This is a genomic window from Halomonas sp. BM-2019, from assembly GCF_017584085.1.
Genome location: NZ_CP071922.1, coordinates 3,046,550 through 3,059,612, shown reverse-complemented (window position 1 = coordinate 3,059,612; position 13,063 = coordinate 3,046,550). Strand labels below are relative to the sequence as shown.

At 65.9% G+C, this 13,063-nt stretch carries 15 protein-coding genes; 14 read left to right on the top strand and 1 reads right to left on the bottom strand.

Annotation, left to right across the window (positions count from 1 at the left end):
* From J5F18_RS15270 to sixA, 3 genes are all read left to right on the top strand, one after another.
* The coding region (locus tag J5F18_RS15270; RefSeq protein WP_346299420.1) for an NAD(P)(+) transhydrogenase (Re/Si-specific) subunit beta at positions 1-1,224 on the top strand (1,224 nt) is incomplete at its 5' end.
* A 95-nt stretch (positions 1,225-1,319) separates the two neighbouring features.
* Positions 1,320-2,387 carry an NAD(P)H-dependent glycerol-3-phosphate dehydrogenase gene (locus tag J5F18_RS15265; protein ID WP_346299419.1) on the top strand — a complete coding sequence of 356 codons (1,068 nt, stop codon included), beginning with the start codon at positions 1,320-1,322 and terminating at the stop codon, positions 2,385-2,387.
* The gene (sixA, locus tag J5F18_RS15260; RefSeq protein WP_346299418.1) at positions 2,380-2,853 is read left to right on the top strand and encodes a phosphohistidine phosphatase SixA; all 474 of its coding nucleotides are present in this window, start codon (positions 2,380-2,382) and stop codon (positions 2,851-2,853) included. The genes J5F18_RS15265 and sixA overlap by 8 nt, the downstream gene beginning before the upstream one ends.
* A 109-nt stretch (positions 2,854-2,962) precedes the next feature.
* On the opposite strand, the gene J5F18_RS15255 is transcribed toward sixA, so the two are convergent.
* Positions 2,963-3,910 (bottom strand): AEC family transporter, encoded by a 948-nt coding sequence (locus J5F18_RS15255; protein ID WP_346299417.1) that lies wholly within the window; start codon positions 3,908-3,910, stop codon positions 2,963-2,965.
* A gap of 210 nt (positions 3,911-4,120) precedes the next feature.
* Here J5F18_RS15255 and J5F18_RS15250 point away from each other — a divergent pair, with 210 nt between their 5' ends.
* From J5F18_RS15250 to J5F18_RS15200, 11 genes are all read left to right on the top strand, one after another.
* Complete coding sequence (locus J5F18_RS15250) at positions 4,121-4,930, top strand: alpha/beta hydrolase (protein WP_346299416.1); 810 nt, start codon at positions 4,121-4,123, stop codon at positions 4,928-4,930.
* On the top strand, positions 4,927-5,814 hold the full coding sequence (locus J5F18_RS15245; protein WP_346299415.1) for an alpha/beta fold hydrolase: 888 nt from the start codon (positions 4,927-4,929) through the stop codon (positions 5,812-5,814). Before J5F18_RS15250 ends, J5F18_RS15245 begins: the two co-directional genes overlap by 4 nt.
* The gene (locus J5F18_RS15240; RefSeq protein ID WP_346299414.1) at positions 5,811-6,902 is read left to right on the top strand and encodes a patatin-like phospholipase family protein; all 1,092 of its coding nucleotides are present in this window, start codon (positions 5,811-5,813) and stop codon (positions 6,900-6,902) included. Before J5F18_RS15245 ends, J5F18_RS15240 begins: the two co-directional genes overlap by 4 nt.
* A gap of 582 nt (positions 6,903-7,484) precedes the next feature.
* On the top strand, positions 7,485-7,937 hold the full coding sequence (locus tag J5F18_RS15235) for a hypothetical protein (protein ID WP_346299413.1): 453 nt from the start codon (positions 7,485-7,487) through the stop codon (positions 7,935-7,937).
* A 104-nt stretch (positions 7,938-8,041) separates the two neighbouring features.
* The gene (locus J5F18_RS15230) at positions 8,042-10,132 is read left to right on the top strand and encodes an AAA family ATPase (RefSeq protein ID WP_346299412.1); all 2,091 of its coding nucleotides are present in this window, start codon (positions 8,042-8,044) and stop codon (positions 10,130-10,132) included.
* 893 nt (positions 10,133-11,025) lie between these two features.
* The gene (locus tag J5F18_RS15225; protein ID WP_346299411.1) at positions 11,026-11,196 is read left to right on the top strand and encodes a hypothetical protein; all 171 of its coding nucleotides are present in this window, start codon (positions 11,026-11,028) and stop codon (positions 11,194-11,196) included.
* Positions 11,189-11,389 carry a hypothetical protein gene (locus tag J5F18_RS15220; protein WP_346299410.1) on the top strand — a complete coding sequence of 67 codons (201 nt, stop codon included), beginning with the start codon at positions 11,189-11,191 and terminating at the stop codon, positions 11,387-11,389. Before J5F18_RS15225 ends, J5F18_RS15220 begins: the two co-directional genes overlap by 8 nt.
* Positions 11,382-11,684, top strand: a complete 303-nt coding sequence (locus J5F18_RS15215; protein ID WP_346299409.1) for a hypothetical protein — start codon at positions 11,382-11,384, stop codon at positions 11,682-11,684. Before J5F18_RS15220 ends, J5F18_RS15215 begins: the two co-directional genes overlap by 8 nt.
* A gap of 9 nt (positions 11,685-11,693) precedes the next feature.
* Positions 11,694-11,906, top strand: coding sequence for a hypothetical protein (locus J5F18_RS15210; protein WP_346299408.1), 213 nt, complete (start codon positions 11,694-11,696; stop codon positions 11,904-11,906).
* A 7-nt stretch (positions 11,907-11,913) separates the two neighbouring features.
* The gene (locus tag J5F18_RS15205; protein WP_346299407.1) at positions 11,914-12,465 is read left to right on the top strand and encodes a hypothetical protein; all 552 of its coding nucleotides are present in this window, start codon (positions 11,914-11,916) and stop codon (positions 12,463-12,465) included.
* Between the two features lie 97 nt (positions 12,466-12,562).
* A complete protein-coding gene (locus J5F18_RS15200) occupies positions 12,563-13,063 on the top strand; it encodes a hypothetical protein (RefSeq protein WP_346299406.1) in 501 nt (166 codons plus the stop codon).

The window sequence follows — 13,063 nt, the reverse complement described above, 5'->3', positions numbered from 1 at the left end:
GTCGTGGCGAAGCGGGTGGCCATGACCGAGATGCCCCAACTGGTGGCGGCGCTGCACAGCTTCGTGGGCCTGGCCGCGGTGTTCGTGGCCTGGAACGCCGACCTCGAGCGTCGCCGGGTGATGGCCGTCCAGGCCGTGCACGGGGCCACCGAGGAGTTCTCGGCCTTCGCCGCCATGGTGGCCACCAAGGCCCCCGACGAGCTCACCTTCCTGCAGCTCGAGGTGGTGTTCGCCATCTTCATCGGCGCGGTGACCTTCACCGGTTCGGTGATCGCCTTCGGCAAGCTGGCCGGCAAGGTGGATGGCAAGGCCACGCAGCTGCCCGGGGGACACAAGCTCAATGCCGGGGCCGCTGTGCTCTGCCTGGTGCTGGCCATCGCCTACCTCAACGGGGCAGGCTTCTGGACCCTGCTGGCGTTGGCGGCGCTGTCGTTCTTCATCGGTTACCACTTGATCATGGGCATCGGCGGTGCCGATATGCCGGTGGTGGTGTCGATGCTCAACAGCTACTCGGGCTGGGCGGCGGCGGCCATCGGCTTCACGCTCTCCAACGACCTGCTGATCGTCACCGGTGCCCTGGTGGGCTCCTCGGGTGCCATCCTCTCCTACATCATGTGCAAGGCGATGAACCGCAACTTCGTCAGCGTGATCCTGGGGGGCTTCGGTGGCGCCACGGGGCCGGCGGCGGAGATCGAGGGCGAGCAGGTGGCCATCGATGCCGCCGGCGTGGCCGCGACCCTCAACAACGCGGACAGCGTGATCATCGTGCCGGGCTACGGCATGGCGGTGGCCCAGGCCCAGAACGCGGTCAGCGAGCTGGTGCGCAAGCTGCGCGCCGCGGGGAAGGAGGTGCGCTTCGCCATTCACCCGGTGGCCGGGCGCCTGCCGGGTCACATGAACGTGCTGCTGGCCGAGGCGCGGGTGCCCTACGACATCGTCATGGAGATGGAGGAGATCAACGACGACTTCCCCAAGACCGACGTGGCGATCGTCATCGGCTCCAACGACATCGTGAACCCCGCGGCCCAGGACGACCCCAACAGCCCCATCGCCGGCATGCCGGTGCTCGAGGTGTGGAAGTCCCGGGTGGTGTTCGTGTGCAAGCGTGGCCAGGGCACCGGCTACTCGGGCATCGAGAACCCGCTGTTCTACAAGGAGAACACGCGCATGCTCTACGGTGATGCCCGGGAGAGCATCGACTCGCTGCTGTCGCTGCTCGACTGAGTCGAGTCGTCACGACCAGACGCCCGGACCGGTGACGGTCCGGGCGTTTTTTTTCCGCTACAATCGAGCTTTCACTCAGCTTTGCGGGAGCCACCATGGCAGAGGAACGCATGAGGGTGGCGGTGCTGGGCGGCGGCAGCTTCGGTACCGCCCTGGCCAGCATCGCCGCCGACAACGGGGCCGAGGTACGCCAGTGGCTGCGCGACCCCGAGCTCGCCGCCCAGATCAACCGCGACCATCGCAACGGCCGCTACCTGCCCGACTACGCCATCAACCCGGCGGTGGTTGCCGCAAGCGACATGGCCGAGGTGCTGCCGGGGGCCGGCCTGGTGCTGGTGGCGATTCCCTCCCAGGCCTTCCGCGAGGTGGTGCGCCAGGCGCGCCCCCACCTGAATCCGGAGCAGATTCTGGTCAGCACCACCAAGGGCATCCAGGAGGAGGGCTTCAAGCTGATGAGCCAGATCCTCGAGGAGGAGACCGGCTTTCCCCATATCGGCGTGATCTCCGGCCCCAACCTGGCCACCGAGATCGCCCAGAAGCAGCTCACCGCCACGGTGATCGCCAGCGCCGACCCCGAGACCCGCACCCGGGTGCAGGCGGCGCTGGGCTGCGACTACTTCCGGGTCTACGCCAGCAACGACCGCCACGGCGTCGAGCTGGGCGGGGCGCTGAAGAACATCTACGCCATCGCCGCCGGCATGGCCGCGGCGCTGGGCATGGGCGAGAACACCCGCAGCATGCTGATGACCCGGGCGCTGGCCGAGATGAGCCGCTTCGCCGTGGACCAGGGAGCCAACCCCCTCACCTTCCTGGGGCTGGCCGGGGTGGGCGACCTGATCGTTACCTGCTCCTCCAACCTGTCGCGCAACTATCGGGTCGGCTACGCCCTGGGCGAGGGCCAGAGCCTGGAGGAGGCGGTGGCGGCCCTGGGACAGGTGGCGGAGGGGGTCAACACCGTGCGGCTGGTGCGCGACAAGTGCCGTGAGGATGGCGTCTACATGCCGCTGGCCGAGGGGCTCTACCAGGTGCTGTTCAGGGGCGTGCCGGCCAAGGAGATGGCGCGGATGCTGATGCTCGGCGAGCAGAGCAGCGACGTGGAGTTCATCCTCTCCCGGGAAGACGTGGTGAACGCCCACCGCGAGCGCCGGGGCAGCCATGAGTGAGCGGCTGCTGATCATGCGCCACGGCGAGGCGGGCCCCGGTCGACCGGATGCCGAGCGCACCCTGACTCCCCGGGGCGAGGCGGAGGGGCGGCGCCTGGCCGCCTGGCTGGACGGGCGCGACGACCTCGACGGCCTGCGCCTGCTGGCCAGCCCCTACCGGCGGGCCCGGCAGACGGCGCAGCTGGTCGGCGAGGCCCTGGGCGTGGCGGTGGAGACGCTCGCGATCATCACCCCGGATGACCCGCCCGAGGCGGTGGCCGACTGGCTGCTGGCGCAGCCGGCGGGTCGGCCGCTGCTGCTGGTCAGCCATATGCCGCTGGTCGGCGCGCTCACCGGCCTGCTGGTGGAGGGGCGCGCCGATCGCGGCCCGGGCTTTCCCACCGCGGCGCTGGCCGAGCTCGAGGCCGAGGTGTGGGCGGCGGGCTGCGCCCGGCTGGCGCGGTTCATCGCCCCGGCCCATCTCTAGATCAGCCCCGCCACCTTCAGGGCGAAGGCCCCCAGGGTCACGGTCAGGCTGGCCATCAGGGTGGTCAGGGCGATGGAAGTTAGAGAGCGCCGAGAGGGCCATCCTCCGCTCAGATCAGCCCCGCCACCTTCAGGGCGAAGGCGCCCAGGGTCACGGTCAGGCTGGCCATCAGGGTGGTCAGGGCGATGATGTTGGCCGTCAGGGCCGCGTTGCCGCCCATGGCCTTGGCCATCACGAAGGCCGCGGCCGCCGTGGGGCTGGCGAAGAACAGGAAGAGCACCCCCAGCTCGCGTCCCTCGAAGCCGGCCAGCCAGGCCGCACCGGTGGCCAGCGCCGGCACCGTGACCATCTTCAGCAGGCTGGCGCTGGTGGCCAGGTGGCCGGATTCGCGGATGGCGCCCAGCGACAGGGTGGCGCCGATGCAGATCAGCGCCAGGGGCAGGGTGAGCGAGGCGAAATACTCGCCGGAGGTCATCAGCCAGCCGGGCAGCTCCAGCTCCAGGGTCGCCACCGGGACGGCGGCCACCACCGCGAGGATCAGCGGATTGCGCACGATATGGGTGAGGATGCTGCGCCAGTCCGCGCGCCGGCCCTCCTGATAGGCGGCCAGGGCCACCACCGAGAAGGCGTTGTAGGTGAGGATCACCACCCCCAGCAGCAGCCCACCCATCGACAGGCCATAGTCGCCGTACATGCCGGCGGCCAGCGCCAGCCCCACGATGCCGCAGTTGCCCCGGAAGGCGCCCTGGATATAGACCCCGCGCTCCCGGTAGGGCACCCGCAGCCGGGCCCAGCCCCAGCAGAACAGGAAACTGCCCAGGGTGGCCAGGGCGAAGAAGGCGAGCAGACGGGGGTTGAGGGTGGCGTCCAGATCCGCCTTGATGATGCTCAGGAAGATCAGCGCCGGCATGGTGCCCCGGAAGACCAGCTGGGAGGCGGTGGCGACGAAGACGCTGTCGATCCAGCCGGCGCGCTTGAGGCCGAGGCCGATAAAGACCATGGCGAAGACCGGCAGGGTGACCTCGAGGGTCTGCAGGAAGAGCGCGGAGAGTGCCATGCGGTCGCGGCCCTAGCCAGAGGCCGACGACCACCGCCAGCAGCACGGTAGCGAAGAAGACGCGGTTGCGGGTTCGGGTGTCTCGGGGGGGCTTGCGGGGCTCGTTCACGGCGGCTCCGGGAGTCGGGTGGGGTTGGCGAACCATGGTAATCCCGTTAGCCTGCTACCGCCAGGCGGCTCCCGCCCGCCCGACCCAACACGGATGCCTCCATGCACCCATCGCCCGACCTGCCGCGCCTGCTCTTCGCCCATGCCAACGGCTTTCCCGGCTCCAGCTATCGCAGCTTCCTCGGCCCCCTGGCCGCGCGCTTCGACCTGCATCCCCTGGACCGGCTGGGCCATCACGCCGATTTTCCGGTGGGCCACAACTGGCTGGCCTTGCGCGACGAGCTGCTTCACTACCTGGAGGGGATCGAGGCGCCGGTGATCGGCGTCGGTCACTCCATGGGCGGGGTGCTGATGGCCATGGCCGCCGAGGCTGCGCCGCACCACTTCCGCGGCGTGGTGATGCTGGACCCACCGCTGATGCTCGGGCTCGACGCCTGGGCCATGAAGGCCGCCAAGTGGCTCGGCTTCGTGGAGCGGGTGACGCCCGCCCGCCACAGCCGCGGCCGGCGCGACCGGTGGCCCGATCGAGAGGCCATGCGGCATTCGCTGCGCCGGCGCCGGCTGTTCCGGCGCTTCACCCCGGAGGCGCTGGAGGACTACGTGGAGGGCGGGACCCGGCTGCTCGACGATGGCCAGGCGGTGCTGCTCTACGACCCCCAGGTGGAGGTGGAGATCTTTCGCCATCTGCCCGATCACCTGGGCGGCCTGCCGCACCGGCTGCGGGTGCCCTTCGCCGTGCTGGCGGGGGAGGACTCCGACCTGCTCACTCCGCGTCGCCGGCGTCGGCTCCAGCGCCACGGCGTGCCGCTAAGCCTGGTCCCGGGCACCCACATGTTTCCCATGGAGTACCCCGACGAGACCCGCCAGATCCTGCTCGAGACCCTCGATGCCCTGCTGGAGAATACCCCATGAGCGAGCCCCGTGACCTGCGCCTGGCCGACGGCCGCCTGGCGGCCCTGAGCTGGGGCGAGGAGACCTCACCGACCTGGCTGGCCCTGCACGGCTGGCTCGACAACGCCGCCAGCTTCTCGCGCCTGGCGCCGCGCCTGGTCGAGCGCCTCGGCATCAGGGTGGTGGCCCTGGACTTCGCCGGTCACGGCCACTCGGAGCACTCCCCCGGCGACTATGCGCTCTGGGACTACTGCCACGACGTCCTGGACGCCGCCGAGGCGCTGGGCCTCGAGCGGCTGAGCCTGCTGGCCCACTCCATGGGCTCCGGGGTGGCCTGCCTGACCGCGGCGGCGCTGCCGGAGCGGCTCGAGCGGCTGGTGCTGATCGACGGCCTCGGGGCGGTGACCACCGAGGCCGACCAGGCCCCCGGCCAGCTGCGTCGGGGCCTGCTGGCCCATCGTCGCGCGGCCTCGCCGGCGCCGCACTATCCTGATAGCGAGACCGCCGTGGCGGCGCGAGTCGCCGGCGGTGCCACGCCCATCGATGCCGACACCGCCGCGCCCCTCGTCGCACGAAACCTGAGGATCCTGGCCGGTGGACGGGTCGGGCTGCGCACCGATGCCCGGCTGGTGAGGCCGTCGCCGGTACGCTTCTGCCCGGCGCAGGCGCTGGCCTGCCTGGGGGCGATCCGTTGCCCGGCGCTGCTGGTGGAGGGCACCACAGGCATCCTGGGGGAGAGCCGGCGGGCGCAGGCGGCGCGCTCGGCGCTACCCGGCCTGGTGCGTCGGGTGCTGCCCGGTGGCCACCACCTGCATCTGGAGGCGGCGCCGGTGGAGCGCGTGGCCGAATCGATCACCGCCTGGGTCGAGGCGGCCAGCCGCAGTGCAGGAGAGGGGAGTGCATGAACGGGTCGGACGAGGTGTCGGATCGCCAGGGCAAGCGGGTCGCGCTGGTGCTGGGCAGCGGCGGGGCCCGCGGCTACGCCCATATCGGAGTCATCGAGGAGCTCGAGGCGCGAGGCTATCGGATCGTGGCCATCGCCGGCTGTTCCATGGGGGCCCTGGTGGGGGGCATCTACGCGGCCGGGCAGCTCAAGGGGTACCGCGACTGGGTGTGCCAGCTTGCCTACTTCGATGTTCTCAGGCTGGTGGACGTCACCTGGAGCCCCATGGGGGCCATGCGCGCCAGCAAGGTGATGGAGAAGCTGGAGTCGCTGGTGGGGGACGTGCGCATCGAGGAGCTGCCGATTCCCGTCACCACCGTGGCCACCGACCTGGTGCGCCAGCGCGAGGTGTGGTTCCAGAGCGGGCCGTTGCTGGAGGCGATCCGCGCCTCCATCGCCGTGCCCGGGGTGATCACCCCGGTGCACCGCGGCGACCAGGTGCTGGTGGATGGCGGCCTGCTCAATCCGCTGCCGATCATCCCCACCGTCTCGGCCCACGCCGACTTCGTGATGGCGGTGAATGTTACCGCCCACAGCCCGCGGCCGGTGACCCTGGAGGAGCTGCTGCCCCCGGAACAGGCCGAAGAGGAGCGTGCCCGGGAACGCGCCCGCGACGCCGGCGGCATCGACTTCGGCGGCTGGGTCGAGGAGGTGCGCAGCGTCGCCAGCCGCTGGTTCGATGGCCTGGGGGCGGGCAGCGGCGGCGCCGATTGGGAAGAGGGCGACGAGGGCGAGGCCGTCACGCGTCGCCGCCAGTGGGGGCGGCTGGACATGGTGCTGGCCTCCTTCGATATCACCCAGGCGGCGCTCGCCAAGTACAAGGTGGCCGGCTACCCGCCGGACGTGCTGATCGAGGTGCCCAAGACGGTGTGCGGGGCCTACGAGTTCCACCGCGCCGAGGCGCTGATCACCCTCGGCCATCACCTGGCGGTGGAGGCCCTGGATCGCTTCGAGGGGCGTGCCCACCCCGGCTGGGGCGGGCGAGGCATCGTGGTGGAGCCGGGCCAGCCGGATGCGGTGCCGCCGAGCCGGCGCGAACCGGAGGCCTGAGCTTTACGAATGCGCTGGCTTTCCCGGTTAGCAGTCACTCACTTTGTCGCTGTTTTGAGCCTTTGTGTGTTCCCACATTGTCCGCTGCGCCAGTTGTCAGGGGCCAATAGGTTGCCTTGTCATGAACTGCCAGTTGTAATAGGGAGAATTAATTGGACGTGTGTATTCGTGAATGCTTGCAAAGTCGATAGAGAGCGGCTATCATGATCTTGCGGGCAATAAAGAAAGCCCATGACGGCATCCTGGGGAGGTCTGCCGAAACATGGGCCTTGAGATTGCTTGCACCTACCCGAGAGGGTGAGGGCGCTAAGCGAGTTCACACCGCCATGATAGCCGCCCATCACCTAATCGGCAATTGAGATTTGTAACCGATGGGTGACACATGCGATTACTAGCAGCTTCCGAGATTCACCTCGTCCTGACCAAGCCGGTCAGCACCCGCGCCACCATCGAGTGGCGCAAGCATCCCGCCTTCCCGCCGCCAGTCGCAACGTATGGCCGCACCCGGCGCCCACTGTATGACCGTCAGTCGGTCTTGCGGTGGGTCGTTGAGTATCGTCCCGAATACGTGGAGGGGCTGGTATGAGCACTTACGATATGTTCGGCGACAACATCCCCTCTAGCGACGATCCGCGCCTCTTCTGCACTGGTAGCGATGCCCCGTCCTGCGACTTCGCATTAGACCGCCATGGAGCAATGTTCGCCATGCTGGCCAGGGGGCACCGCTGGTCAAACGTGATGATGAGTGTTGCCACTGGCGGTCTGTGCCAAGAGTCCAGCGCCCGCATGCAGGTATTCAAGGGATGCGGCTGGCAAATCGCCTGTCGTGACTATCGCCTGCCGCAAAACCACCCTGATGCCGTGTTCTGTGACAAGCCGCGTCGTCAGTACTGGATTGACCGCGACTGGCTCCACCGCTGCATTCAGTTAGATCCCAGCCTAAGGCGTCGAATTGATGCCGCTGTTAGCCACCAGTTCCAGCACAACCGGCAATTACATCGGATGCTAGAGAACCTGGCTGCAAACGACGCTTAAAAAATAGCCCCGGTGAGGGCCGGGGCAAATATTCAAGGCTGGTGAGTCCTATTGTGGCGCATTTAATGCGGGCTTGCCAGCCTACGGAACAGGCTGGATTGTTCATGGCTGAATTACATTATCAAGACGGGTTAATGCCCGATTATGGCGAGGCAAAACGATTTCTTGAATGTCTCGACCCTACGACTAATGAGTTTACCTTTCAGACTTTCGATGACGACGAACACCGCAAGAGTTCCCAGCTAGTAAGGGTGCTTCATGGCACGCTGGATAAGAACTGGGACGCCCTGTGTCGGTTAAACAGTCGGGGGGCTGGGGTATTCGTCACTTTCAACGCAACGGACGCTAGAGGGCGCGATAGTTCCAATATCACGCACGTTCGAGGCGTTGTCTCCGACTTCGATACTCAAGAAGCCGCCAGCATCCGCCTGGCGGGTATCTATGGCGCGATGGGCATCGAGCCGACGATGTTTGTTGAGTCATCGGAAGACAAGCACCATGCGTATTGGCTGGCCGATGGGTTGACCCTGGAAGAGTTCAAGCCGCTGCAAAAGGCGATCATTACTCTACTGGACAGCGACCCAAAGGTTCACGACCTGCCCCGTGTCATGCGCCTGGCTGGCTTCGTCCACCAGAAGGGCGAGCCGTTCGTTTCTCGCATGATCCATGAGGGCGCCCGCACGACTGCCGATGCTATCCGTAGCGCCCTGGCTGGCGTGCCCCTGCAAGCGCCCGCAGCGACGCCACAAGCGCCGCAGGCATCGACCTTGGGCAATCTATCACGCTATGCACAAAAGGCGCTGGAGGGCGCTTGTTCGGCCATCCTGACGGCACCTGACGGCACCCGGAACGATACCTTGAACAAGGAGGCGTTCGGCCTGTTCGGGCTGGTGAAAGGTGGCCACCTTCCCGAGCACGATGCGCGTCTTGCCCTGGAGCGAGCAGCCCGAGGGGCCGGACTGGCAGATGGCGAGGTAGAGGCCACGCTGCGCAGCGCATGGGATAGCGCCCAGGCTCGGGATATTCCCGCGCGGGCGGCGGCTGACGACTTCGCCTCAATGTCATACGCAACGAGTGCAATCCTGCCAGAGTGTGACCCGGCGAATGATGCGCTAGATGCTCTCGACCAGTTCAAGGCCAAGCACCTTTTAGCTGTAGAGCCGCCGCCTCAATATTATGTTGTTGATGGGCTGATTCCTGAGCCTGTCGCCGCTGCTATTGTTGCCCCAGGCTCTACGGGTAAATCATTCTGGCTGATGCAACTAGCCGCTTGTGTGGCCACTGGGGCGCCGTTCTTCGGGCATGAAGTTGCAAAGCCTGGTGGTGTGCTCATGTTGGGTGCAGAAGATTCCCGAGATGAAATGTCCCGCCGGCTGCATGCCATCGTCAAAGAATATGAGTGGGATGGGCAGCGGATTGACCTAGAAACACTGGGGGAGAACTATTACCCCATTTCACGGCTTGGCAGTGATAACCGCCTGACGCTGAAAAGCGAAGGGAACACGGTTTTCAATCATGAGATGATCCGTCAGATTGTCGAGGGTGCCAAACTCATTCCCGACCTTCGCCTTATCATTCTCGATCCGGTAAGCCGTTTCCGTAGTGGTGACGAGAACGCCAGTGAAGACGCGACGCGGTTTGTCGAGGCGCTGGAGACGATCCGCCGTGAAACTGGCGTCACCGTGCTCTGCGCCCACCACAGCCGCAAGGGTAGCCGGGGCGATAGTGCTGACGACATTCGCGGGGCAAGTGCCTTTGTCGATGCGCTGCGCTTCGCTGCCACCCTGGCGGTGCCTGATCCTGATACCGCCAAGGGGCTCGGGATTGATGAAGACGACCGCCGCTCGCATGTGCGTTTCAATGTCGTGAAGAGCAACTATCGCACCGATATCGATACCTATTGGATGCGTCGTGGTATCGGCGGCGTGCTCAAGTGGATGCCTACCCCCGACAAGATGGCAGGCAAGGCCGAGCAGAAAGGGGAGGAGCGATATGCCGAGACACTGCCGAAACTGCGCGACCTCGTGCGGCGCAAGGCGGAAGAGGGTAGCCCCCTGACCCGCCGAGAGCTGCGCAGCTATGCCGGGACGAGCGGCATGTTCGGCATGGGCGACCAGAGTTTGCGCGGCATCATGCAACGTGCCTTGGACGAGGGGGAGATCGTGCTGCGTGATGGCGAGCTGCACCTATGGTAGTTGCTGCCAGTCTCATGAGCCGGCCCATCGTGGCCGGTTTTTTGTGTGTGGGGTGGTGGGGTGGTCCTAAGTTTGCTTGGGGTGGTGGGGTGGTGGGGTAACCACCCCACTTTAGCCACCCCACCCCGCCTAAACCCGCATGGTTGAGCCGTTCGCTGGGATTGGTGGGGTAAATTCAAAATCACCCCACCACCCCGCTGAAACCCGCATGAATACTGGCGGGGTGCGGGGTGGTTTTTTCCTATATAGGGATTGGGGTTTTCACCCCACCCCACTGCCAGGCGGGGGCGCCCTTAGGCGCGGCCCCATCCCTGGAAGCGATAGCGAGACTTCCCGCTCCAAACGGAACCCCCTGAACCGGGGGAGTACCCCCATCACCCCCACCTGGTGGCCAGCGTGCCGGCTGGCAAGGTTTATCCGCTATCAGTGGGGCCGAGAAACCCCCAGGAAAGGCCCCAGAAGCGGCGCAGAAGCCGAGGGGTAGGGGATAGGTGCGGGTGCCCGCTGGCGCGGCGCCTGCTGGCTCAGAATGCGCCCCCTACAAAAAATGCCCCCTGGTGCCGGGATTACACCATTACGTAAAACGTAATTACGGTTATCCATTACGATTCCCGCCGGCAAGCGGCCGTATTTTGCTGCTGCTGGCGCTGAAACCCGCGTCACGGCTGGGATTGAGTGCCGAGCGGCTGGCCAATGTGGCACCGAATACCTGACTAAATCACTCGGGTATTCTTTACACATTTAGGAGTTGGCCTGCGCTGCGATGCAGCAAAAGCAAGATAATCACTACTTATCAACCCTTTTCCGCCGCGTCCACTTATCACTAGGGAATTGCCGTGTCCAATAAATTCTGATAAACTTGATTCAATTCGCGATTAATTGAGGCTATCGACATGGCCGACATGACAACCAACCGCAAGGCAGGCCGCCCCCAGGGCGCCAAGCAGCTGATGCCCACCGCCGCCGACCGGCGCCGGTATATCCAGCTCCTGCGCAAGCGTGCCGACGCTGGTGATGCCCAGGCAATCACCGCGCTGCTGAACCTGGAGAAGTCCGATGGCTGACGACCTGCTGACCCTGCCGGCCACCGCGCCCGCTGGCGATGCCTTCAGGCTGCTGTGGTCGCTTGGCATCGACGTTCCCTTTCCTACTGACAGCACCCAACCCGCAGGCGACTGGCTCCGATCCCTGGAGCTGACGCCGGCCCAATGGAAATTGATCCACCACCGCGCCCAGGAGGCGACCCACCATGAGTAAGACTTTCATCACCGGCCAGCGCATGGCCACCAATAACGACGCCGACCGCGTAGAGCAGGCTTTCGAGAAGCTGACCGAGCGTGTTGTAGAGGCAGTGCTGCCCGCCATCACCGAGGCAGTGGCCGAACAACTGAAGTCCGCCGGTATGGGTAATAAGCCCCAGGGCGATGACTTTTCCGCAAATCACCTGGATATGTACCTCCTGCCCAGCGATGACGACGAGCCCGTGCGTCGCGGCTCCAACGGTCGCCGGATGCCTGCCCCGTCCGATGACTATCAACTGCCCTGCGACTGAGCCATGGCCATGACACCCATCACGCTTGAACAGCGTCAGGAGGCCGAACAGGAGCAGATGGTGGCGATGCTCGCCGGCTACCGTCGCGACCTGCAAGACGAGTTCGCCGCCGCCCTGACGACTGCTGTGGAGGAGCTGCGACAGCGCATCGAGGCCATGGACGCATCCGCCACCGCCGAGAGGGCCGCCAGCATGTGGCCCTATCCCATCAAGATTCATTGAGGTTCACATGACCGATTCACAAGCCGTTGTCACCGCTAACGCACTGCTCGGCGAAGCCGATGCCACCGTGGAGGCACTGCGCGATGCCTTGCAGGCCATCGACGCCGAGATGCGCGAGATGGATAAGCTTCCCCGCATCGACCTGTCTACCGCTCTTTCCGTCACTCAGCACAAGCAGATGGAGGAGGAAAAGCGGGGCCGCGAACTCCAATATGAAATCCTCCGGCGGCTGTCATTCGGCCTGAATGATGGCATCCGTAAGCGTCGAGCAGCAGATGCCATTGCCGGGGCGGATGAAGACCGCGACCAACTCGACCGGCTCATTGAGATGGCCCGCCACGCCCGTCAGGTGGCCAACGAAGCAGTGGCCGAGGCAGTGGCCCATGCACGCACCATCGTGGAGTCACGGCAGGCAGCGGGGCGCCCTGGTAGTCGTCTTGTCGGCGCCACCCCTGAGCAAGCGGATGCCCTGGTTTCGCTGATGCCGAACGAATCACAGCATGACGACGTGGAGCGGGTCCGGATGCATCGCCTGGTGCAGGTGGAGGGCGGACAATGACCAAGCGGATTATGTCCGCCCTGGTAGGTGTGGTGCTGGGCCTTTGGTTTGGCACCTACCTGGTTTTCCCCCTGATTCAATGTATGGAGTTCACCGCATGACCATTTCCGACGCCCACAACCTGCTGACCAGCGAGAACGCCACCGCCGATTCCCTGATGGAAGCCCGCGCCCTGGTGAAGTCGGAACTCCGCGCCCTGGAGGCCGAGCCCAAGGTGGCACCGGGTAGCGGCACCACTCGGGAACAGGTGCTCGCCATCCGTCAGGCCCAGGCCGAGCGGGAGGAGGCTATCGGGACGCTCACCGACCTTCACGACCGCCTGCACAGAGCCGTACAGCAGCGTCTAGCGGCCGATGCGCTGGAAGAGGGCGAACGGCTCCAAGGCGAGATTGCCGAGGCCCTGGTGGTCGCCGAGCAGGCCCGTGCCGAGTACCGGCAGAAGGTAGGCGCCGTCACTGAGCTGGCACACCGCCTGGCCGAGTGTCGCCAGAAGGCCCCGGAGTTGTCGCTGTCACACGATGCACTGCGCCGGCTGGTGGCGATGGAGCCAGTACCGGAACAGCAGAGCATGACGTTCGTTCGCAGCCTGAGGGGCTGA

Bases quoted from the DNA above. Each gene is read 5' to 3' on its own strand.
- J5F18_RS15265 (WP_346299419.1), top strand. From the start codon at position 1,320: ATGGCAGAGGAACGCATGAGGGTGGCGGTGCTGGGCGGCGGCAGCTTC.
- sixA (WP_346299418.1), top strand. From the start codon at position 2,380: ATGAGTGAGCGGCTGCTGATCATGCGCCACGGCGAGGCGGGCCCCGGT.
- J5F18_RS15255 (WP_346299417.1), bottom strand. From the start codon at position 3,910: ATGGCACTCTCCGCGCTCTTCCTGCAGACCCTCGAGGTCACCCTGCCG.
- J5F18_RS15250 (WP_346299416.1), top strand. From the start codon at position 4,121: ATGCACCCATCGCCCGACCTGCCGCGCCTGCTCTTCGCCCATGCCAAC.
- J5F18_RS15245 (WP_346299415.1), top strand. From the start codon at position 4,927: ATGAGCGAGCCCCGTGACCTGCGCCTGGCCGACGGCCGCCTGGCGGCC.
- J5F18_RS15240 (WP_346299414.1), top strand. From the start codon at position 5,811: ATGAACGGGTCGGACGAGGTGTCGGATCGCCAGGGCAAGCGGGTCGCG.
- J5F18_RS15235 (WP_346299413.1), top strand. From the start codon at position 7,485: ATGAGCACTTACGATATGTTCGGCGACAACATCCCCTCTAGCGACGAT.
- J5F18_RS15230 (WP_346299412.1), top strand. From the start codon at position 8,042: ATGGCTGAATTACATTATCAAGACGGGTTAATGCCCGATTATGGCGAG.
- J5F18_RS15225 (WP_346299411.1), top strand. From the start codon at position 11,026: ATGGCCGACATGACAACCAACCGCAAGGCAGGCCGCCCCCAGGGCGCC.
- J5F18_RS15220 (WP_346299410.1), top strand. From the start codon at position 11,189: ATGGCTGACGACCTGCTGACCCTGCCGGCCACCGCGCCCGCTGGCGAT.
- J5F18_RS15215 (WP_346299409.1), top strand. From the start codon at position 11,382: ATGAGTAAGACTTTCATCACCGGCCAGCGCATGGCCACCAATAACGAC.
- J5F18_RS15210 (WP_346299408.1), top strand. From the start codon at position 11,694: ATGACACCCATCACGCTTGAACAGCGTCAGGAGGCCGAACAGGAGCAG.
- J5F18_RS15205 (WP_346299407.1), top strand. From the start codon at position 11,914: ATGACCGATTCACAAGCCGTTGTCACCGCTAACGCACTGCTCGGCGAA.
- J5F18_RS15200 (WP_346299406.1), top strand. From the start codon at position 12,563: ATGACCATTTCCGACGCCCACAACCTGCTGACCAGCGAGAACGCCACC.